The 22053-nt window shown below is 46.8% G+C and carries 22 protein-coding genes and 2 tRNA genes; 5 read left to right on the top strand and 19 right to left on the bottom strand.

The window, feature by feature from the left end:
- Nucleotides 1-292: 292 nt before the first annotated feature.
- From JI741_RS26790 to JI741_RS26775, 4 genes are all read left to right on the top strand, one after another.
- A tRNA-Ser gene (locus JI741_RS26790) sits at nucleotides 293-381 on the top strand.
- A gap of 53 nt (nucleotides 382-434) precedes the next feature.
- A complete protein-coding gene (locus JI741_RS26785; RefSeq protein WP_202014855.1) occupies nucleotides 435-782 on the top strand; it encodes a four helix bundle protein in 348 nt (115 codons plus the stop codon).
- A 16-nt stretch (nucleotides 783-798) separates the two neighbouring features.
- Nucleotides 799-872, top strand: a tRNA-Arg gene (locus JI741_RS26780).
- A 248-nt stretch (nucleotides 873-1120) separates the two neighbouring features.
- Entirely contained in the window at nucleotides 1121-2359 is a 1239-nt protein-coding gene (locus tag JI741_RS26775; protein WP_202014853.1) for a site-specific integrase, read from the top strand.
- An 809-nt stretch (nucleotides 2360-3168) separates the two neighbouring features.
- Here the strand turns inward: JI741_RS26775 and JI741_RS26770 are convergent.
- The 19 genes from JI741_RS26770 to JI741_RS26680 form a co-directional block, all read right to left on the bottom strand.
- Nucleotides 3169-3972: a hypothetical protein gene (locus JI741_RS26770; protein WP_202014851.1), complete on the bottom strand. Its 804-nt coding sequence runs from the start codon at nucleotides 3970-3972 to the stop codon at nucleotides 3169-3171.
- Nucleotides 3973-4161: 189 nt separating this feature from the next.
- On the bottom strand, nucleotides 4162-4635 hold the full coding sequence (locus tag JI741_RS26765; RefSeq protein WP_202014849.1) for a DUF6943 family protein: 474 nt from the start codon (nucleotides 4633-4635) through the stop codon (nucleotides 4162-4164).
- A gap of 203 nt (nucleotides 4636-4838) precedes the next feature.
- Nucleotides 4839-5645: a hypothetical protein gene (locus JI741_RS26760; RefSeq protein WP_202014847.1), complete on the bottom strand. Its 807-nt coding sequence runs from the start codon at nucleotides 5643-5645 to the stop codon at nucleotides 4839-4841.
- A 44-nt stretch (nucleotides 5646-5689) separates the two neighbouring features.
- The gene (traN, locus tag JI741_RS26755) at nucleotides 5690-6499 is read right to left on the bottom strand and encodes a conjugative transposon protein TraN (RefSeq protein ID WP_202014846.1); all 810 of its coding nucleotides are present in this window, start codon (nucleotides 6497-6499) and stop codon (nucleotides 5690-5692) included.
- Between the two features lie 210 nt (nucleotides 6500-6709).
- Complete coding sequence (gene traM / locus JI741_RS26750; protein ID WP_202014844.1) at nucleotides 6710-8014, bottom strand: conjugative transposon protein TraM; 1305 nt, start codon at nucleotides 8012-8014, stop codon at nucleotides 6710-6712.
- A 44-nt stretch (nucleotides 8015-8058) separates the two neighbouring features.
- Nucleotides 8059-8448 carry a hypothetical protein gene (locus JI741_RS26745; RefSeq protein WP_202014842.1) on the bottom strand — a complete coding sequence of 130 codons (390 nt, stop codon included), beginning with the start codon at nucleotides 8446-8448 and terminating at the stop codon, nucleotides 8059-8061.
- Between the two features lie 4 nt (nucleotides 8449-8452).
- Nucleotides 8453-9070 (bottom strand): conjugative transposon protein TraK, encoded by a 618-nt coding sequence (traK, locus tag JI741_RS26740; protein ID WP_202014840.1) that lies wholly within the window; start codon nucleotides 9068-9070, stop codon nucleotides 8453-8455.
- An 8-nt stretch (nucleotides 9071-9078) separates the two neighbouring features.
- Complete coding sequence (gene traJ, locus JI741_RS26735) at nucleotides 9079-10230, bottom strand: conjugative transposon protein TraJ (RefSeq protein WP_202014839.1); 1152 nt, start codon at nucleotides 10228-10230, stop codon at nucleotides 9079-9081.
- 9 nt (nucleotides 10231-10239) lie between these two features.
- Nucleotides 10240-10869: a TerB family tellurite resistance protein gene (locus JI741_RS26730; protein WP_202014837.1), complete on the bottom strand. Its 630-nt coding sequence runs from the start codon at nucleotides 10867-10869 to the stop codon at nucleotides 10240-10242.
- Nucleotides 10870-10890: 21 nt separating this feature from the next.
- Nucleotides 10891-11544 (bottom strand): hypothetical protein, encoded by a 654-nt coding sequence (locus JI741_RS26725; protein ID WP_202014835.1) that lies wholly within the window; start codon nucleotides 11542-11544, stop codon nucleotides 10891-10893.
- A gap of 406 nt (nucleotides 11545-11950) precedes the next feature.
- A complete protein-coding gene (locus JI741_RS26720) occupies nucleotides 11951-12640 on the bottom strand; it encodes a conjugal transfer protein TraI (RefSeq protein ID WP_202014833.1) in 690 nt (229 codons plus the stop codon).
- 9 nt (nucleotides 12641-12649) lie between these two features.
- A complete protein-coding gene (locus JI741_RS26715) occupies nucleotides 12650-15127 on the bottom strand; it encodes a TraG family conjugative transposon ATPase (RefSeq protein WP_202014831.1) in 2478 nt (825 codons plus the stop codon).
- Nucleotides 15128-15132: 5 nt separating this feature from the next.
- Nucleotides 15133-15450, bottom strand: coding sequence for a DUF4133 domain-containing protein (locus tag JI741_RS26710; RefSeq protein WP_202014828.1), 318 nt, complete (start codon nucleotides 15448-15450; stop codon nucleotides 15133-15135).
- 12 nt (nucleotides 15451-15462) lie between these two features.
- On the bottom strand, nucleotides 15463-15789 hold the full coding sequence (locus JI741_RS26705; RefSeq protein ID WP_202014826.1) for a DUF4134 domain-containing protein: 327 nt from the start codon (nucleotides 15787-15789) through the stop codon (nucleotides 15463-15465).
- A 25-nt stretch (nucleotides 15790-15814) separates the two neighbouring features.
- A complete protein-coding gene (locus JI741_RS26700; protein ID WP_236676291.1) occupies nucleotides 15815-16396 on the bottom strand; it encodes a hypothetical protein in 582 nt (193 codons plus the stop codon).
- 179 nt (nucleotides 16397-16575) lie between these two features.
- Nucleotides 16576-17382 (bottom strand): RteC domain-containing protein, encoded by an 807-nt coding sequence (locus JI741_RS26695; protein WP_202014822.1) that lies wholly within the window; start codon nucleotides 17380-17382, stop codon nucleotides 16576-16578.
- A gap of 12 nt (nucleotides 17383-17394) precedes the next feature.
- A complete protein-coding gene (gene mobC, locus JI741_RS26690) occupies nucleotides 17395-19338 on the bottom strand; it encodes a conjugal transfer protein MobC (RefSeq protein ID WP_202014820.1) in 1944 nt (647 codons plus the stop codon).
- A gap of 11 nt (nucleotides 19339-19349) precedes the next feature.
- Nucleotides 19350-20609 (bottom strand): relaxase/mobilization nuclease domain-containing protein, encoded by a 1260-nt coding sequence (locus JI741_RS26685; RefSeq protein WP_202014818.1) that lies wholly within the window; start codon nucleotides 20607-20609, stop codon nucleotides 19350-19352.
- Nucleotides 20591-21154, bottom strand: coding sequence for a plasmid mobilization protein (locus tag JI741_RS26680; protein WP_202014816.1), 564 nt, complete (start codon nucleotides 21152-21154; stop codon nucleotides 20591-20593). Before JI741_RS26680 ends, JI741_RS26685 begins: the two co-directional genes overlap by 19 nt.
- A 532-nt stretch (nucleotides 21155-21686) precedes the next feature.
- Here JI741_RS26680 and JI741_RS26675 point away from each other — a divergent pair.
- Nucleotides 21687-21863 carry a hypothetical protein gene (locus JI741_RS26675; protein ID WP_202014814.1) on the top strand — a complete coding sequence of 59 codons (177 nt, stop codon included), beginning with the start codon at nucleotides 21687-21689 and terminating at the stop codon, nucleotides 21861-21863.
- The last annotated feature ends 190 nt before the right edge of the window (nucleotides 21864-22053 follow it).

The raw sequence follows: 22053 nt of genomic DNA, 5'->3' as shown, positions 1-22053 counted from the left end.
ATGGGGAATTAAGGACACAAAAAGTGTGGAGGGAATTGCCCCTTTTGGGATGTTGGATTCGGGTGATAATGAGCTTTTTGTGGCGAATCAAACGCCACGGCCGGAGGCCTGGCTTCGCGTCGGGTTCGAAAAATGAATGCCTCCCGCATGGCCAGAATGGGGTGCAACGCACCGCCAGGCCTCCAGGCCGTTGCGAGCCGTCTCGAAACTTATTTTCGGCTGGGTTGCGATTGTTTCGGGGCAACTTTTATATTTGCACTTCCTTTTTGAAAAGGGGGCTGAATTCAACACTGGAGAGGTGGGTGAGTGGCTGAAACCAATAGTTTGCTAAACTGTCGTACGGGTTATTCTGTACCGGGGGTTCGAATCCCCCCCTCTCCGCATTCCGATTTTGTAGGGCTTGACCGGCGGTGGTTGTGATTTTTGATTGATTTATGTTTGATTTCGAAAAGCTAGAAGTGTATCAGATTGCCAAAGGGGTTGTTACCGATTCCTTGAAAATCATATACTCTAACGCCAACCTCGACCCCTACATCAAGGAACAATGGAAAAAGGCCAGCATGGACATCCTGCTGAACCTGGCCGAAGGCACCGGAAGGATGACCAACGCCGACAAAAAGCACTACATCACCATCTCGCGCAGCGCGGTGTTCGAGTGCGTCACCATCCTGCAAATCCTCGGCGAAACGGGAAGCCTTCCCTTGGCCGAAGCCCAGGGCCTCTACGAGCGCTACGAAAAGATTTCGAAGATGCTCCTCGGCATGTACAGAAGTCACGAATAAGAAAAACATAAAACCAGGTCCGATAGCTCAACTGGATAGAGCATCAGCCTTCTAAGCTGACGGTTCGGGGTTCGAGTCCCTGTCGGATCACAAATACATCAATCAAATCATTCAAAAGCTCGAAATCTCGCTGATTTCGGGCTTTTTTGTTTTCCAGAAGGTGTCAATTTGTTCATATTTTATCAAAAGTCTGGTGAGCAAATCGAGACCAAGAAATTTCTGGTGAGCACTGCTCTCGATTGGTTGTAAGTAGTTGAAAATCAAGATGTTCAACTGCTAAACATCTTGATCGTCCGATAACAACAATGGAGATTTATAACCATTTAAACAGTTATCGTATGAACAAAACCCTTAAAATTCTCTTCTATTTGAAGAAACGGTCTGGCTATACGTCCGGGCCGCTTCCAATCTACCTTCGTGTCACAGTAGACAGTCAGCGGATGGAGGGCGCATCACAGCGCGAAATTGACCCCGATAAATGGGACGTTACAAAACAGGTGGCAAAAGGAAATACTGCAGAGGCCCGTCAACTCAACAGTTTTCTTGATTCACTTCGAAATCAAATCTATGAGGCACAGCGAGATCTTCTTAATCGAGGTGAGGAAATAACTGCACAAGGCCTAAAAAATGTCCTTTATGGCTTCACCGACTCTAGTAGAACGATCTGCGAAGCATATGAATACGTAATAGCTCAGGTTCACGAACTTGTTGGACGAGAATATGCAGTAGGTACACTGAGAAGATACAACGCAGCCTATGCAGCCATAAAGGCTTTTCTGTTGTCAAAGCATGGACTAAAGGACTTGCCGATCAAAGATTTGTCTTCGCGATTCATCATCGAATTCGAGTTTTTCTTAAAGTCAGTTCGCAACGTTCAGCATAACACTGCAATGAGTATCATAAAAAAACTAAGACGCGTAATTCGTATTTCTTTAGCAAATAGTTGGATTGAAAAAGATCCGTTCGCGAACTATAAAATCAAGGTTCGTGAGACCAATCGTGGCTTCCTAACCGAACATGAATTATCAGCAATTAGGGCTAAAATATTCCTCTCGGAGCGATTAACTCAAATCCGTGATGTCTTCGTGTTTTGTTGTTTCACGGGTCTATCCTACAGCGATGTAAAAGCACTTACGCGCAGCGATATCACCGTGGGAATTGATGGCGGGAAGTGGATATTCATATCGCGCCAAAAGACGAATGCATCTACACGTATCCCATTGTTGTCACCTGCGCTTGAAATTATATCGCGCTATGAACAACACATTGTTTGCGTGAATAAAGGGAAACTCTTGCCGGTTCCCAGTAACCAAAAGACCAATGAGTACCTGAAGGAAATAGCGGTCCGGTGTGATATTAATAAGAATCTTACGTTTCACTTAGCGCGGCATACATTTGCGACGACGGTCACATTAACAAATGGAGTGCCTCTCGAAACAGTAAGCAAAATGTTAGGACATCGAACCATTCGTGCAACTCAGCAGTATGCGAAAATAGTCGATTTGAAGGTCAGTAGTGATATGAAGGCTTTGCACTCAAAATATGACAAAATAGATGAAAGCGCAGTTAACGAATGAGGTAATATTTTGGTCATGCAAATGATCAAAAAAATGAATTGAAACTGGCTGCCTTGTTGGTTGATATGGCGGCTTTTAGATATGTCGACGTAGAATATATCCGCGCTTGTCGCATTAATCACGGCCGATACAAGTGAGAAGGTCGAGTCAAATCGGATCTGACGCAGTTGCTATAAGGGGCAAGTACTATAAACTTTACGGTATTTCATGAGTATCCCAGTTGTTGTGATTGGAGAATATGTGTGTATGAGTGCCATCGGAAAGAATTGCACCTTTCATTATTCGGCATTATTTGTTTATTCAGAAAACAGTGAATTTATTTTACTCAAGAGAGAACGCCATCCGAAATGAGGATTTTCTCTGCTGAGATTTTTAGTATTTCGGATCTTAGTTGAGGCCAGTTCGTACTGGCCTTGCTTACGTAAGAAAGATCGCTGATGATTAATTCCACAAAATCCAGGAATTCGTCTTTGGTTTCCGCGCCCCGTATTTGCGAGCTTGTCTGACTTTTCCGAGGGCAATTATGATATACAACAAAGCAATGCAGGTTAGCCTCATCAAAGAAGAAGTTGAGCCGATGAGCGTCGTTGCCGTTATTTTGTTGGATAGAAAGTGTGGTCACTGCTTAATTTTTGTACACAAATGTTGTATCACTAATGACTGAAGTACCGTTCGATGTGCTAGCAATTACTTTCAATATTCCCTTATATGATGAATTGCCGGCAGAAAAGATTACGCTTGTTTTTCCAGAACTGTCGCTAGAAAGCATTTCATTTCTGAAGTTCTCTTTAGGGAAGGCATGACCAGCGTCATCGGTGACAATGAAGGTGATTCGATTGCCGATGGTTGGGACACCATTTTTCCTTGTAATTGTCGATGAGATTGTGATCTTTCTCACCTTGGAATACGAATAGGGAATCTCGGCCACACGCCTGGCATTCATATAGTGATTGTGAGAAATTGGACAGATGGATAGGACGAGCAATTCTTGCCGTGTCAATTTCATTTCTAATCGTATCGCGGGTCCTCACAGCCCGTGCATAATCAACCCGCCCTGTGGCCGTGACGGATGCAAGGGTGACTGAGTCGAGGCTCCGCAAAGCTCTTTCTTTTCTCGGTACATAAAGCGAACTGTTACGGGTTAGAAAATCTATCATTGCATGAGCAACAACGGCATTACTCGTGCTGCTATTCATAAGATCAATCGCCAGCTTTAAGAAATCGCTTGATTCCTTCTCATTCTGTTTTCGGTGAACATCAAGATGATAACTTCTGCCGGGCTTAATACCGTTGAAATGCGCCAATAGAACATGTTTTTTTCCACGCTTTGAAATAGCAAATGTATCTGCCTGACCTGCGTCTTTCGTAATTTTATGTTTGCGATGGCTGATATACTCAACTGAGATGGGGTCAACGGGATAAGAATACTCTATTGAAATGTAAAATGGCCTGTCAAAATCAACAGCCTCCGTCAGTCTGTTTGTGATCGTGTCTATTTTGTATGTCTTCTCGTTTGCTACTTCGATTTGAGCAGAAGCAAACGAGTTAATTAATCCGAGCCCGCCAAGCAGCAAAAAACGGAGTGAGACTGGATTAAAAATTCGATCTAGCATAGGTTAGGTAAATTGAAAAAAGCCCATCCTTCTCTCAGTTCGTATGAACTAGAGACGGATGGGCTCATTCAATTATACAAAATAAAAATGTCACGTCAAAAAAAAACATCTTCATCCCCGGTCCAAAATGGTCCGAGTAAGCGTAGGTCGTCTTCCGCTTAGGTAAAGATGATTCGACCGAGTCTCGGGCTACCCAAATAGTCGCTTAGCCATTTCAACTTTAATCCTGGCTATTAGTTTTGTTTGCAGAGTCAACTGATTTTCCAATAGATGAAAGGCTTGGAATTGCTCAACCATCTTTGAAAATTCCACAGGATTAAGCAATGATTTTTCAATAGCACGCTTTATCTCGTCTTGAACGTCTCTAATTCTAATGAACGGGATCACTGAACCGACCAGAAGAGGAATGTACCTTCCCGCTTTCCACAAACTGTAACAGATCCAGAAGAGCTTTTGCTTGTCTTCTTTCGAATCGGTAGTGATGACAAAACAGTTCGGGCAAGGTTTGTCCAGCGGTTTACCAGCGTTGTATCCTTTGGACAGGATGAAGAAATGATTGGCCTTGTAGGCAGCGGAGATTCGGTGTGTTTTGATGTTTAGTATTTGCATGGCATTCTCTTTTTTACCATGCACTCCAAAGGGTTGTATTGTAAAATCTAGCATATCGTCAGGATCAGCGTTTTTCGTGTCAAGGGGGTCGATGCAAAAAATGGGAATGACTCTACAATCGACACTTGCTTGCCCTTGACACGAAGGATTTAAGCTGATCCTACATTTGCTTTCGATTTTACGGATCGCATGTAAAACAGAGAATGGCATGCCACTAAACCACCAAATGTTTGAGCGTTACAAATGCAGCACAAATCCTAGACGGAAGCTTTTCTTCCTTTCGCTTTCCGCTCGCCAGGTTCCTCGTTCATTTTCTCTTTCGTGTCGGCTTTCTTATCTTCGGTGTTTTTGGAGTTACTTTCCTGGATTTTTTCTCCCTGGCCTTTATGTTCCCTCACGCCTTGAAACTGCTTTTGCATGCCTTCGTTGTAGACGTTGATGGTGCGATCTTTTGGGCTGGCCTCGATATACATTTTTTCCTCCTCACCATTGCGGGCGAACGTCACCGGTTGGAGATTTCCTTTCTGCATGGACTTGACGAGTTCAGCCGTACCGGCAGCATCTTTGAGTTCTTTGATGGGATGTTTGAGGAGGCTTTTCTCCACATCGAATCCCCAGGCAGAATGATATTGCTGGACCTTGTGATTTCCATTCTCTTCCTTCTTGGCGTTGAGCATCAGCCAGGCGTCATAGGGTTGACCTTCCTTATTGGTTAATTCTTTGTGGACGGCACGGCCATCCAGGAGATTGTACGCTTCTTTTGCCGTGATGCCTTTTCCTTTGTTGATGTAAAATGTTTGCGACCGCTCTTGCTCAGGGTCGGGCTTGGCTAGTGTTGCCCTGTAGCTATTGAGAAAATACATGTCATTCTGTTTTGACTTTCCAAAGTCAATTGAAAATTCAACGACATCTTTCTTGTCGCCTTTGGAAAACTCCGCCAGCATGGGCAGTTTGAATTTTTCTTCTCCTGCCTGCATTTTCTTTTCCAGTTCGGCATTGAGCTTATCGCCAAAGCCAAGGAAGAAAAGACGTTCCTTTAAGAATTCTGCGTTTTCTTTGTTCATGATTGATACGTATTTAAAAGTGATTGAGTAAGCGATAGACTTATTTAAGAGGGTGCAATGATCTTTGCCTTGATAAGAGACCTATTACGGACTTGTAATTGGAGATGCCTTCCACCATTCTTTTCCATCAGTTCAATAATGAAGACCTTGGCATCCGGAAGGGTGCACTTGGGAATGGCAAAGACAATATCCTCGCTGCTTTTGCCAGCAAAGACGTCGACTTTTCCTGTATGGTAGATCGGCTCTTGCGCTACTTCCTGCGAGGCTGTTCGTTTCACGTTCTGCTTATCCCGGATGTAGAAGCGAAGCATGTCGGTATGAAAAGGAATGTTCGAGCCGTTGGTAACCCTGAGGTGATAGAATAGCGTGTTGTCCTGAATGTATATTCCCTGCAGGGCCAGTTTCATTTGATATCGGGCGGTAGAATTGACCGGACGCTTCGTTTTTAACGCCAGAACAGTGCTCGCACTTTTTTCAAGGGTGACACTCGTATTCTCGTCCTTGAAGGTCACCCGAGGATTAGTACTGTCGCCTACCTGTATGGTAAAGGCCTTCGGAGCGTCAGCATACGTGACCAGAAAATGGTGCAATCTTCCGTCAATAGTGATGACGGTGAGATTTGTTTCTTTAAACTTCACCCTTCCGGCTTTTACCTGGAGCACATTTTCTACTCCCTTTACCTTTTGTGCCAGGATGTCGCGGCTTCCACGATCCACCGCGGAGATGCCCGCTGGAAAGATAATGCTCGACGTTTTGTTGACGGTTAGTTCCAGTAGCGATTGGGCGAAGGTTGTATGTGCTACGCAGCAGCAAAACACAATGGCTGCGAGTACAGTTTTTAATTTGAATTGCATAGATGTTGTCGTTTTGATTTGGTCTTGTTTGATTGATTTTAAGGTACTCGATGCACTAGAAGATGTCCCCCAGACTGGTGCACCAGATCAGGAAGCGTACATAAAGGCCCGTGAAAAGGCTGACGAGCATGGGGATCATGGTGAGTGTTTTTATGACGTTAGATGTTATGGTTTAACTATTGATTTTTGAGTACGATCGGAGTGAGGTGACTAAGATGGCTTTTGATTGGCGTCCTTGATCAGGATATGATACCCGGCCTTCACCGATATTTTGATCAGCTTTGCTTTTTTACTGAAGAGTCCCTTTGCCGCTTCGATTCCGGCGGTTGCTGCTTGAACACCGAGCGAATTGTCCAGGGAGTTCAATTGTATGCCTTGGATGGATTGGCTCGTGGCTTGTTTTGCTGCATCACGCGTAATAGCACCTGGAATATAAATTCCATCAAGGCCATCCAAATCGAACACTTTTAGCGCAACCGGAAACAAGGAATTCTCATCCCGTATGGATGTAATTCCGATGACTAACCGTTCACCGGCAATAGAGCAGACGCCGTATATGAACTGATCCTTTTTGATTAGATGTCCGTTGATAAAGACATCGGAAAGCAATCTCATTTTGATGGTTGATCCGGCCACGACGGTTTGTGTACCATGGATGACGGCCTGGATCGCGTTGTCTTCCGCATGTTCTCCCCGATATTCATCTAGTCCGTAGAAAGCGTTTTGACTTTCGGGGAATTCACCCCGCTGACTGATCGGCCCTAAGGAGTCGTTTTCGATGTCCTTTTCGACTAGGGTAATATTGTCCTCTTCCTGGGCCGCCTCGACTTCGTAGAGGTGCGTCTGGTTTAATTGACGTTGTGTTTTGATCTTGTCCGCTATCCGCTCTGGATGTTGGATGTCGAGAATTTTTTCGAGGACGCCCTCGATCTGTTGCATCTCCGGATCACCCTCGCCGGGCGAAGCCATCATTTGCATCATGGTCTCCAGGCGTGTTACGTCACTGTTGTCAGATGGTTCCCGGGGCGCAATCGTGGAAGTCGTGCTTGTTTCAGGAGCCACTTCTGGCAATGACTGTGGTTCAGCGATCTGCCGCGTTAATTGTTCAATCTTACTGTTGATGAGTGCTTCCTGGGTTGAGATCTGGTGATACCGATCCTTTTGTCCAAGCGAAGTATTGAGCCGGCTTGTTTTGTCGGGAACGGTATCCGGTGCGCTTCCGTGGAGTGTTGCGACAACATAATACGGATCGTTGCGCCTGGCCTCGTCATATTTGATAGAGTCGCGTCTGGCCTGCTCATACAATGTGAATTTGTCCCACAACTCGTCTTCTTTTTCAAAATGGGCACCGGGGAGGTTGAAGTTTAAACCCGACGTTACTGTTTCTGCTTTTACCGGCGTGCCTTGTCCACCGCCGAGTGCCCAAAAAATCATGGTGATAAAAGGGAATGCCAACAGGGGCAGCACCATATAAAACCTGCGTTGCTGTAAGAATTTTTGTGAATGCGTTTTCATGGGATTGTATTGTTAGTTGTTAGTAATTTTCGGTTTACTCGTTTTTACTCATGCCACTGGATGAGGCGTGCCACGCTGTCGAGCAGTCCATGGCGGCCTTGCAGGATTTCTTGAAAGGCGTGCACGTCATGGATTTTTAAGCTGTCCATCGCGTGCTTGAAATCGCGCAGCATCTCAAGATCCGCTGGTGATAGCCGGGGCGCTTCCGGTAGTGGGATCACGGCGGTAGCGATCTTTCCTTCCGGTAATCGTGCCCTATGCGCCTGGTCTTGGGTAAAGGGTGCAACCACCATGGCTACGCACAAGCTGGCCATGATGCACCCTGTAAGGATGAGGTAGCGCTTTTGTGTTTTCACAGGCAAACGGTTGAGGTTGCCGCCGAGCTTGTCGGCCATGGCCTTTTTGAGCGATTCTATTTTTTCGATGGCATTCATTGGTTTATCGGTTTAAGGTTTGGATGTCTTTGTTCTCGATGGTATTCCAGTGCTCGATCAGAAAGCCATGTGGGTTGTGATCGGACCGGGCAACGTTCCGTAAAGTGCCTTCGGAAATGAGACTGCGGATGACAATGGAGGTGGCGCGAAGAATGCGCTGCTTGGCATAGTAGCGGAAATAGTACGGGTAGCGGTCCAGGTCAATACGGATGCTGTCCACTTCTATGGTTTGGCTGATGTTGCCCGAGATGATATTGGCGTAGTAGCGATTCTCTTTGAGATTGTCATACTGCTGCTTTGCCGAAATATCAGCCAGATACAGAGCCTTGGTTATCCCGGTACGAATCATTTTGTCATCGGGGTCCAGGGTAAAGAAATGGTGATGAAATATTCTTACATGGTCTTTCGCCTCTACCGGAATATTATCTTTTCGCTCCGCCGAATACGCTTCCAGCGCTTTGGCATTGGAAAGGATGTAGATGCGTGCTTGCGAGGCGGTGATCAGGGCAAAGCTCTGGTACACCGTATAGCCGCAGATGAGAACGCAGGCGGCGATGAGGGCAAGGGAAAAAGTCCTGATGTGGCGGAAGGCGGTGTCAATATTTTTGAGTTGCTGAAACATGAGTTTGGTTATTTTTTGCCAGAGAGTTTATCGTTCATAAAGTCATTGCGGGTGTGCGTGCTGCCCTGACCCGATGCTGTGTTTTCCTGCGAGGAAGTATTCAATACCTTCACCGCAGCTCGCGCTCCTGAGGCGGTAGAAATAGCGGCACCCGAAAACAGGTTCGACGTTTTGTAAAGGAGCGTGCTAGCGCCGCCGGCATGGACGATGTAATTGGCAACAGAAGGCACGGTGAAGTAGCCGACAATGCCAATAATGAGGAAGATCAGGTATCCGGTGTCGGCTGCACTAAAGAAGGTGTCGCCGTAGCGGTCGATCTGCGCCAGATCAATGCGAAGCATGTTCTCCTGAATCTTGGCAATGATGCTTCCAAAGATGTTAGCCACGGGAAGCCAAAGGAATACGTTGATGTAGCGAGCGATCCAGACGGTGAGCGTGTTTTGCAAACCGTCGAAGATGGACAGCCCAAATACGAGCGGTCCTAAGATTGCCAGCACGATGAGCAGGAAGGTGCGGAGTGTATTGATGCAGAGTGCTGCGGCCTCATAAAGGATGTGGAGAATTTCCGAGAGCCATTGCTTGAGCGCATTCTTAATGCCGTAGGCAGTTTTGGTCATCAGGAATTGAATACCGTTGCTAAGCAGGTTGGGATCCTCATCGTCTCCGTCGGGGTTTGCATAGCGATACCATTTTCCGTGTGTTGCTTCATCGCCAAACAATTGGTAAAGGACTGTTTTCTTTATAGCCTCTTCCTTCTGCTTTAGCAGATAAGCAATGGCATCGTTGGAGCGGGTCATCATGGCGCCGGTGCCGGTGACGGTTGGCTGCAATACGCCGTTCATCAGGGAGATCACATAGGGAAAAAGTGCAATGGCAAGCCCGATAGCAAAGGGCCTGAGCAGCGGGTAAAAATCTATGGCTTCGGCGTTGGCTATGCTGCGCCACACGCGCGCGCCGATATACCAGAGGGCGGCAAATCCACCGATACCTTGTCCAACACCGATAAGCTGATCGCACAGCGGTAACATATCGGTGTAAAGCTGATCCAAGACGCTTTGCAGGGTGTGAATTTCTCCAGAGTAGGTTTGTGCCTGGGATACTTTTGGCAAAAGAAGTCCCGCGGTCGCTAGTGCAGCGACCTTTAAAAAAATCGTTTTCATAATAATGTGTTAAGGAGTTACCTCATAGAGTTTTTGTAGTGTGCCGATCGCATGTCTCTCCTTCGCGCGCTGTGTGACGAGCACCTGGGTGCTGCCGTTGAAGGCTTTCAGGAATGAGACTTTGTTTTGCATGTCCAGGTAAATGCGATCAATGGAGGAAAGCCTTTCTTCATCGCTCATCCGTAGGCGATTCGCCGTGATGACGATAAGCAATTCATCCAGGTTGCGTAAACTCTGGTTAAACAGGTGTGCATACACATTCTCCAGGTAGCGAATTTCACGCACTGTTAGATTCGGATCGTTCCTGAATCTGTCAAAGACGCGCTTGTATTCCTTTACCAGGAATTGCTGGTAGCCGATGATGTAGGGAATGCGCTTGTAGTTTCTCACCGCAGGGCTTACCGCATAGAGACCATCGAGAAACACCTGGTGAATGTTAAAATTCCCCTCGGCAATGTCCTTGATGGTGTTATACCCTTTGGTAAGAATCTTGTATCCCTTGTACATGTTATCCAGGATCTCTTCGAGCTGCTTTAGTTTTTCCAGATTAAGGATGAGCTGCGCAATCTCCTGTGCCTGCGCCGCCACAGCAGACGGGAGACACACGGACATGAAAAGGATTATCATTAGTTTTTTCATAAACAGGATTTTTAAGAGGATCTACATTTCAAGTATGATCTTTTCGCTACTACGAACCTGGTGACGTTCTTTCGCACGCTGGTTGGCAAGAAGCTGTGTCGAGGAAACAAAGCATTTGGTGAAGGTATAGTTGTCCGCCATTTCTTCGTAAATCTTATCCAGGTGCAGCAATCGCTCGTCGTCTTTCATTTCCGCCTGGCCGGCAGTGAGTATGAGGGTCAATTCATCGATGGCGTCATGGCATTCGGTAAGCATTCCCTGGTGAACATCCTGCATGTATTTTATTTCCGCTTCGGTAAAATAGTCACTGTCGGCGACCTGAATCTGGAGTTTATCAAACAAGCGGATGATAGATTCCTGGTACATGACAATGACCTTGACCTGCGGAGCATGGCTCACCAAAGGATTCACGGTCTTCAAAGAATTCAGGTACGTCTTATCCTGCAGGAGAGAACCGCCCTTGATATCGCCAATGGTGGTAAGGCCCTTGTCCACAATCTCATAGCCTTGTTTTAAATATCCCAGGTAAACCTTTAGTGCGGCAATCTGCTGGACCAGATACTTTATCTGCGTTTTCTTCTGGCTGAACCATTCATTAAAGGTTGGTGCATCCTGCGACCTTGCCGAGGAAGCCAGTAAGAGAAGAAGGATAACTACTGCTGAGATTTTTTTCATGGGCTGTTTTTGTTATAGTGTTAGCTGGCGCCATTTGTTTTTATTATGTCGTTGGCTTCTTTTGGCGTTGGCAAGTCTTCAGGATATGTAATGGCGATTTCCTTTTTTCTGAATACCCCGCGGTAGTCTCCAGCTCAATTCTTCCCCCGAAATCCAGAGAGTCGGTAAATGCAGTATTGAACATACACCGGACAAAAGGCTCGTCCTCATCATCCCAGTGCGAGAACGTGGTGAGATGAATTTTGTCAACAACCTTTTCATCCTCGTAGCACTGGTAGACATACTTGGTCAAATTTTCCAGCAACTTTCCAGGAAGCCGTAGTTGGAGACAAATGTGCCATCCTATCCCTTTCGATTCATGTATTGCACGAAGCCATCAATGTGAGAGAACATGTGTTGCATATTGTCAAAGGCCATATAGTTTTTTCACCTTGTCAATCTCATATTGTGTTCTGGCCCGGCTAATGCTGAGCTGGAAAGTATTCATGTTGAATTCCAGCAGGTCTGCCAGGTTCTGTTCGATGCGCTCTGCGGACTGGGTAAGAATGGCAAGACGTTGTGCGTCGCTCATTTGGGTCTTAAAGGAATTGATCACGAGCAGGAGCTGGTCCAGGTTCCGGATGCTATCATCGAGAATGCCTTTGTAGACGCGGTACATGTAGTCGATTTCTTTTTCTGTAAAATGGTCGTCATTGCGTACCAGTGTCCAGGCCCGGTTAAATTCTTTGACAATCCGGATCTGCTTGTCCATGATCTGCCGGATACGCTGATAGGTTGACAGTGCGGTCTTTACCTTCCAGAGCTCGTCATAATACTCCTTAAAAAGCTTCCGATGTTTGTCGGTCCAGTCGGCAATCTCCGTGAGCTTTAGTTCGGAAAGCTTGTTTTCCAACACACGTTGCGCATTCTGAAGCCAGATCGTTTTGTTCTGTAACCGCTGGATCATCAGATCGACGGCTTTGATCACTCTCTTGATGGCTTCCTTAATGATGATCGCAATGGCAATCGCAGCCTTCGCCTCCTGCTGCGGTGGCGTTACAAGCAGACACGAAAACGTCAGCAGTAACACGAGGGCGATTTTCTTTACATGTCCCATAGGAAAGAATTATACTGAATGTCCGACGCGTAGTTCATGGGCCAGGGCAGCAATCCCCTTTCGGATATCACCGTATTTTTTGGTGTATGCCTGTACCTTCATCTTTTCAGATTCTTCTGTGGTGTAGGCCAGGTATTCTTCCAGCGACACTTCCGTAGCATAGACTTTTGAAAGCACGCCGCCCAGACTAATGAAGACCTCTTTGTACCTGCGCGTAGGATCATTGCTTTTGTTGATGGAGAGTACCAGAGCTTTCTCCTTCTCGGTGAGACCAAGCAATTCCTGGATCTGATCGAATTTGTTTTGATACTTACTCTGATCGAGTAGAATCTTGCAATCCGAGTTGTTGATGATGGCTTGCTTCACGATAGGCGAACTGATGATATCTTCTACTTCCTGGGTCACGACAATGGCCTCCCCGTAAAACTTGCGCACCGTTTTGAACAGGTACTTGATGTATTCGGCCATGCCTTCCTTGGCAATAGCTTTCCAGGCTTCCTCGATCAGGATCATCTTGCGGATACCTTTGAGCTTGCGCATCTTAGAAATGAAAACTTCCATGATAATGATGGTGACCACGGGAAAGAGAATCGGGTGGTCCTTGATGTTGTCCAGCTCAAAGACGATGAACCGTTCGCGCAGGAGATCCAGATTCTTGGTGGCGTTCAGCAGGTAGTCGAACTCACCGCCTTTATAATAGGGGCGTAAGACGTAAAGGAAGTTCTCGGCGTCAAAATCTTTCTCTTTGACCTTATCCGCCTTCAGGATGGGGACAAACTCGTCACGCAGGAATTCATAGTAGGTGTTAAAACAGGGAAAGATATTTTTGCTCTTGCCCAGTCGTTCATAATACAGCTGAAGGGAAATGGACAGGGCCACGTATTCTGATCGGTTAAAGGTCTCATCATCTTTTTTCCAAAGGGCGAGCAAAAGCGTTTTGATGCTTTCCTTTTTCTCGGTGTCAAGCGTATCGGCGCCACTAATAAAGAAGGGATTAAACTTGATCGGATTGGATTCGTCGTAGGTGAAGTAATAACCACCCACCAGATCGCACAGACCTTTGTAGGAATGCCCGACGTCCACCAGCACAATGTGGGTACCCTGTTCATAGTAAGAGCGCACCATATGGTTTGTAAAAAACGATTTGCCGCTGCCGGAGGGACCAAGGATGAATTTATTCCGGTTGGTGCAAATGCCTCGTTTTACGGGTTCATCCGAAATGTCTACATGCACCGGCTTTCCGGTTAAACGATCCCCAAGACGAATGCCTACCGGACTTATGGAAGACCGGTAGCATGTCTCCAAATTCAGAAAGCATGTAGCCTGCTCGGCAAATGTGTCAAAGGTTTCGTTCATAGGGAAGTCCGCTTCGTTGCCCGGTATGCCTGCCCAGAAGATCTGCGGCGCGCCATCGGTTTCCTGACGGGCGACGGCATCCATTTGGGCAAGGGCCGAGGAGACTTGCGTTTTGAGCTCTTTGAGTTCTGCTTTACTATCGGTCCAGAGCATCACATTGAAATGCGCTTTTACAGGCTGACGTTGCTCGCCAATGGCTTCGTTGAGAAAGTCATTGGTGGCGTCACGACTGATGGCGTTTTCGCGCGAGTAGGTAGACAGCGATTGCAGACGAAGACGCTTGCTTTCCAGCTGCTTGATGGTCTTGTTCACATCATCCATGAAGATGTACTGATTGTAGATGTGGTTACAGGACAGCAATTGGCCTACGGGCGAGGCAAAGCCCACGCTGAACTTCGTCTTGTCGGTGGAGTACTTATCATAGTTGATGCGCGAGCCGCACAGCGAGGGCAAGTCTTCCACGTCAGAAAGCGAGAACAGCTGACAGTGCTGATCACCGATCTGAAGGCCATCTTTGAAATGAATGTCCCGGATCACGGGCGTTTCCTTTTCGGAAAGCAGAAAACAGTATCGTTCCAGAAGCCCGGCTTTTTTACGCGTTCCCGCCAGCGCGTCATTGTCTATGCGCTTGAGCTTTACAAATCCGCTGTCGGATAGAATCCGTTCAAACTGCCCTGCGCTGTCGAGAAACTCTTGGATGCGGGCGGGATTGACCGCGTCGGCAGGAACAAGGTGTGGCCGAATCAGACCAGAGAACAAGGAGCTGGACGGTCTGCGGTCAACCGGTTTATGAGTAAGCATGATGTAACAGGTATGCTCTAGGGATGGGCGTTCGTTAAAAAAACGTTCGCTGGAACGGGTGAGAAAGGAGAGGTCTGCGTTCTCAAAATCGGCGCGATGCTTTTGAGAAAAGAACCAGTCTTGCTTATGAAAGAGCGAATTCTTGGGCAAGACCTTGATCGCTTTCACCAGCACCTGGTGAAAGGCCTCATAGTCCTGATCGGAAAGCGTAAATATTTCCGGTAGCGTCGCCTCAAAGGCGAGTGTGACGTCTCCCTGCTTGGAGAGAATGCAGTCATGCTCGACTTTGTAGATCGGGAATGTTTGAAGAAGTGGAAGGGAGGGTGACATAAGAACTACTTTGATAAGTGAATAAAAATCTTTCGCGTTCTTCCGGCGAGCGAGGCCGGAATATTTCTTTTGGCGAGTTTTTTTACCAGGCCATGCTGACCGTAGGTGTCGCTGAGTTTATACACGCCCATGAAAAGGAGTGCACCCAGAAGCGCAAGGATGCCCAGGCACAAGAACATGTTCACGCCACAGATGTAGAGCACAGCAAAGACAATCAGCAGAACGATTACACCCATGCCCAGATACCCGATGTATTGTGCCTTGAGTCCCTTGAACTCGATGGGTCTGTTGATGCCTTTGTTTATCTTATAAACGCTGTTCATACAATCTGATTCTTACACGCCAAAGAAGGACTTGAGTACGGTGGCCACCACCACCAGGAAAATGCAGCTTCCAAACCATGCTGCTGCCACGCGACCGGTGTCCGGATCGCCGCCGTTCCATTTTTGATAAACCTTTACCGCGCCAATGAGCCCCAGCACGGCGCCGATGGCATACATGAGGTTAGTGCCTGTTTCGAAGTAACTTCGCACGCGCATGTTGGCTTCGTTGATACCGGCGTTGCCGTCCTGGGCGTAGGCGTACGCATAGCACAGGAGGTAACCAATCAGGGCCAGGGCAAAGGCTTTGCCTTTCTTGAAATTGAATTGTGGATGTTTCATAATGGAGGAGTTTAAAATGTTTGAATTATTTAAGTGACTTGCTGGACGTTGTCCACCAAGCTGTGATTTCTGAGAGGGAAACTTCAAAGGAGAATTGACGTGCAGCATCGTGCAGGTAGAGGCTAATGGCTTGCTGATAGGAGGTCCCCAAAAGTTGAGGATAGCGGATGAAGAGCGCGTGAAAGAACTCAGCAGTCTCGGCCTGGCTGGAATTGTATTCAACGACCAGGCCAACGAGTGTTTTGATTTCCTCCAGCAGATCGGCAACGCTGCCTACCAGCAACTGGTCATTGGATTTGCTTTCAACAATTTGAACGGGTTGTTGAATGCTTTCCTGAAGCGCATCGGCGGATGCAATGGCAATCTCTTCGCCTTGAACGGAAGATACTTTCTGTGCCATGGATTCTTGCTGGACGTTTACTTCGCCCATGAAGTTTGTTAACGAATTTGTTTCCCGTGAAAACGGTGGGGGTGCAGGATTGAACCGTGCCTTTGCCCACGTGATAAGGTCTTTGCTATATAGGAGCAATACCGTGATGCTATAATACGCGGCACTGGCAAAGAGGATTGCCGAAAAAAATACTTTCCAGGTGAGTGAATTGAACATATGCTTTCGTGTTTGATTCGAAAGCGAATGTCATCGATTGACAGCCGTCAATGTTCATACTAGAAATCTACTAGAGTCGATTTATGGACAAAATGTTTCCGGGGTACCCTGGCAGCACTGGGTAGGTGAGCGGTCGATATTGCGCTGGTTGGGTTGATAATACATCATGCGCCTCCGTGCTAGTCATCCATGCGCTCTAACCGTAGTAAGAATTTCGATTTGAGATCATCTAGAAAATTTGCCTGTTTACCTTTTCGCATGCGGATTTTCTGAATAAAATCGTAATGGTTGTCAATTCTGATGTTGAACATTTCTTCAAAGGCTTTGACTAATTTTTTAACGTCGATGTCCCCATTGTTTATACGGCCTGACGCGTGCAAAGCAACTAAAAGCTCAATGGCATCCGACTTCTTACCCGTCCAGTTCAGATCGAACGGTTTGCCTGCAGGCCTGTCCAGGGCGGTTAATCGGTGTTGGATAGTAGACTTTAGTAACTCATTAGCCAGGAGCTTTGCGAGCCGGTCATCGTAGCCGGTAGAGAAATTTTGGTCGATCAGTCCCCGGAAGGATGTGCGTTTGCGTGTAAAATAGACATCGTCAAAATGAGTTTGGCCGCCCATGCAATACAAATAGAATTCATTGTTCTTTCGTGCATACCGTTCCATCTTGACGAGCAACCCCTCATAATATTTTTTCCGTGCCTCAGAATCCTTAAATGAATCAAATAGACATAGTGAATACTCCGCTTTGTAATAGTAGTAGTGACTGGTCAATACCGGCTTTGATTCCTTGAAGAACTTTATTTCCTCCAGTTGGTCAGAAAAGGTATAGCGGTAAGAAAATTGTTGGAGGTCATGGATCAAATCCTGAACAAGAGGAATCATGCGCGCGGCAAAGGTGAGACTTTCCGGATGGGTGGACCGAATCTGGTCAGCCTGCTGCTTCATTTGGGTCTGAAGGGTGTCGGTAAATTCGAGGATGGTCATAGCGGTATGGGGTTAAGCTGAGGTCGAGCCATTAAGCCTATCGTCAATGATAATTTTTATGTCGTCTTTGATATTGAGGTAATTTTGCAGGATCTGATCCGCTGTGATGGTACGGACGACAGGAATGGGAACGAATGCCGCCTCTTCTTTCTTCAAAGCGGCGTGGTCGTTTAAGATTTCTGAATGAAACACTTTGAGAGCTATCTTCTGGTCAGGATCATCGGCAACCATGCCTACGAATTCCCCTGATGAAAGTGAAGCGATTTTAGAGGGTGGTACGGCGGCATCGAGGTTGGTGGATTTACTTAGGGAAGTATCGGTCCGATTAATGGAGATGCTTTCGCGCTGTTGCACAATTTTTCCAAATCGCTCGGAAAGTAATTTGGCCGTCTCGCCGACCACTTGGCCACTGATAACATTACCCACGATATTCATAATAACCTCAGCCTGGTCCCGGCCATAGTCTTTTTTAAGTTGAGCGTAGTCCTGGACTGCGACTGTGGTCGCGACCTTGTTGGATCTTGCTGTGGCAATGAGGCTATCCAGGTTATTAAAGAACACCGTTGGAAATTCATCAAAGATCAGACTGCTTTTGAGCTTTCCTTTTTTGTTGACCAGCTTGATTACTCTGGAAATATAGAGAGACAAGACGGCCCCGAAGATTTGTTGCTTCTGGGGATTGTTTCCCATACAGACTATCTTGGGAGATTCCGGGTTGTTGATATCCAGGGTAAAATCATTTCCGGACAGAACATAATAGAGCTGCGGTGAGGAGAGCCTGGCCATGCCTATCTTAGCTGAAGCGATCTGACCTTCGAGTTGATCCCACGCTTCGTGACGATACGCCGATTCGAACGGATTTATCAGGACATCTATTTCAGGTTCGGTACGCAGTAAGGGAAACAGCGTCGTGTATTCAAGCTGCATAAGTTCGATCACATGTGGCAGTGTACAATATTTACCTTCCTCGTACTTTCTTAAAAACCAGATGATGGCGGTGACGAAGTTTATTGGTGACTCTACAAAGAAGTCCCCCTGCTTTTTGATCCAGTCTCGGTTTAGCCCCAGCATGATGGTCCGGGAAGATTCGCTTGCGTCGGTGATGTCCTCCATGGTGGCCGGGTCCAAGGGATTGCACCGGTGCATGATCCGATCAAATTCAATCACATAAAACTGAGGTTTTACCGCAAAGGAATTTCCACAATTGAGCAGGGCGTTGTAGGCGATGATGGAGAGGTCATCATATTTGAAATCATAAATAAACATGCTGAACCCCTTTTTGATATGCTGGGTAATGATGTGGCGAATGACAAAGTATGACTTGCCTGCGCCCGGGGTTCCGATCACAAGCAACGCGCGGAACGGATTGATAAAATTTATCCAACTCCTATGCACGGTTCCCTTTAAAAGGTATTGCGCCGGAAGATTTATGGAGTATTCATTCTCCAGTAAGCGTTCTTCCTGCGGAAAGGATTCGTTCAGGGAATTGAATATATCAGCACCCAACTTTACGTTAATGAGCCGTGACAACCAGGTGCCTCCGGTAAGGGTCAACAAATACCCGGTCGTGAGCAAGAAGATATATCCGGCAGATATGGCTTGCGCGGAGCCCTGAACGACAAACACAAAATGAGACAAAAGAAAAATGGTTACCCCCGCACCGATCAGGTAAAGTGACGTTGACAAACGAAGGTCTTCATCTTTCTTTCCTTTCGCCCCGACCAGGGAAACAATCAATAGTGCCAGTGACAATAATTTCGATGTCTCAATGCTGCGAAAAAGTCCGGTGGAGATGATGTTGATCATGATGCGGTCGATAAAGGGGTGGGTCAGTCCCCATTCGACCCAGGCGGAATGTGTGTAGTGGTAGATGTGAAGGGTCAACAGCACGATGCTGCACATACGGGTCATGTCGATGATCTTTCGTAGGGCCTGTTCGTTTTCTCCGGTTTGCATAGTCTATTGATTTACAAGCTTCGTCTTCTGCGTTTTCTTCTTTTCTTGCCCAGGCGTAAGGCTGCCTCCGGTGAACTTCTATCCACGTCGTCGGCCGTAACAATCCCTTTTAAAATTCCAGAAGGAGAAGTGCCAGGCGGTGATTGGGATGGAGCGTGGGGCTTTCCCGATGATACGGTGCGTGTTGTGAACCCAGGTCTGAACGGTTTGGCTGAATCCGTGTGGGTGGCGATTCGCGACAGTATGGAAGACGCACTGTAGGACTTACCCAGATCGCTTCCATTGAAGACCACCTGTCGCCTGGTGTCAACAAACGTGAGACCGTATATTCTGCCCTCGGCGTTACTTCGGAACAGCGCCACGATGCCTTTTTCGGAAAGCACTTTCATCAGGCCATTTTTATCGGTCACCCCAAGGGCAATGGCGTTGTCTATGGTTTCCCGTATACCATTTTTCAGGGGTTGTTTGAGAACATCATTGAGTTTGAACTGCTTTTCCAGAAATGCCAGCGTGGGCTTTCCGTAGAGGGCGCTCGCCTTTACCGGGATGCCGACACAATTTCCGCGGCCGTCGATGATGCTGTAGAGTAGCCCTTTGCGTTCAAACATTTTGGAATGTTCCTTACCGCGTTCAGCCCGAACATTGTAAAGCCCCAGGACAGCATTTAATTCCGGAATAGAGGAATACCGGTAAGACCGGGTCACCACGCTAACCACATTGGAAATGCCCCGCCGGCTTTCACTTTTTCCATAGATGACTTTTTCAATGTCAACGGGACGGACGTCCAGTGAACGTTTAGTTTTGCCCGAGGCTTCAACCAATTGGAATTCTTTTTCAATGGCCTTCCTCGCCGTTTCAGATTGATTTTTTCCCAGGTAATGGATGGGTATCCGCTTTCCGTTCTCTTGGATCAGCGTGGTCAGGATATGAACGTGCGGATGCGCTGCATCGTGATGCTGGTAGACCAGGTACGGTTGATTTCCGAAGCCGATTCGATCCATGTACGCACGAGCAATCCCATTAAGGGTATCCACATCCAATTTCTCGCCGGGATCAAAATTCAGGGAGATGTGCAGGGTATTGGTCTTGGTTCTTGTATTGTGCTGATGAAGATCCTGGAAGCGGTCAAGTTTATCGTTAAAGCCCAACTCACTAGCCTCGCCCTTGAATAGATTGGCCTGGATGCATTCGGCTTTTCCTTCCTGGACTTTCTGCTCATTATAATTTAATGCACCGCGCATATTTTTTCCACTTATGATTTTGGCAACCATGAGGCGTGCATTTTGTCCAGCAGGGTAAGCAAGGCATCAACCTTTCCCTGAACCTTTTTGTACTCGTCCAGGATTTTCAATGCCTCGAAGATTTTTTTATTGGGTAGCGATGTAGAATTAAAGTACCGCGTGACTTGATTGACATTTGTCCCGATACTGCGCAGTTCCTTTCGGATGGCTGTCAATTCGACAGCCAAGGTTTCAGACGAAGCATCTTTGTGATACCAGATAATCTCTTCCCGTTGCAAGATCATGCGCGCAAATTCTCCCAGCGTCAGGCAGTTGCTATTCTTGCGAAGTTCTTCAAGCCTGATAAAAAACTTCTCTGACACCCTTACACCAATCAGGTGCTTCAGGGGTTCAACCTTGTTGTATCGGCGTCCCATCACCTGGAAGTTTTGATCAAGAAAAAGAAGCCGAGTTCCGAGGCTTCGCACCCGAGGAGCCGGGAGGCGATGCGGCAAGAGAACAAATGTGTTAACATTTGTACATCTTGCTCCGCGCCAAAACCCGCGCGGTGTCCAGGCAGGCATGCCGTATTCCACGACGTGTTTTTTTTGCTTAGTGTGTATGTTCGTTTTTGTTTTTGAGCACAACTCCACGGTGGCGATTTCTTATTGGACAAGGTGCTGTCGCGACCGCGTACAGCCGTGTTCAGTATGCAGGAAGCAAGGCTGTGGCAGAACAGGCGAGTGCCGTATTTCGACACACGGATACAAAAAATGATAGACGTTGTTACCTGTCGTTGTGTCAGAAGTAAACCGGATAGGCACCCACAAGAGATCTGCAGGAATGCCCAGAAGAATTTGATGTTAAGCATAGCGTGATGGGGGTTGTGAACCATGGCACAAACCACGCTTGTAACACCCAAAGAAAACAGTCACAACTGTCCTAGGACACCTCGTAACTGGTTTATAATCAAAGAGAAATATTTTTAAAGTATTTCTGATCGGCACTATGGCTACTTTTGTATCAGCGCAAAACTCGGTGCGTCCCTTACGCTAAAACCGTCTCTTCAAAATATGCTTTATGACTTCGGAAAGTACACATCCTATCTTGCACGAACCCATCCAGCGTATGGATGTAAGCCTGGAGTTTAAAGCCATGGCAAAAGCCAATGGCTATAAAACGTTGGAAGATATTTTGCAAAGTCGATTGAACGACCTGCCCTACAAGCCGCAGTCAGGTTATCGAATGCTGAAGGAATTGCTGGATATTTTGGACGCGAATGGACTAACGGATCTGATTCGATGAATGTCCCTTTTTCATAACGGGAAACGTGTGGTCAATTCCAAGCGCTAAGGTATTACTTGATTAGAACATATCGTCGTCTAAAATTCCATTACATACTAATGTTCTGTACATAGCCTATCCTTTAGCCTGCAAACAAAATGATTTCGTAAACATTTAGTGTATGAAGTAGGGTGGTGATGGTTTTTCTTGT

The sequence above is a fragment of the Chryseolinea lacunae genome (assembly GCF_016735595.1).
In the GTDB taxonomy this organism is placed as follows: Bacteria; Bacteroidota; Bacteroidia; order Cytophagales; family Cyclobacteriaceae; genus Chryseolinea; species Chryseolinea lacunae.
This window is presented reverse-complemented; position numbering and strand designations above follow the sequence as displayed.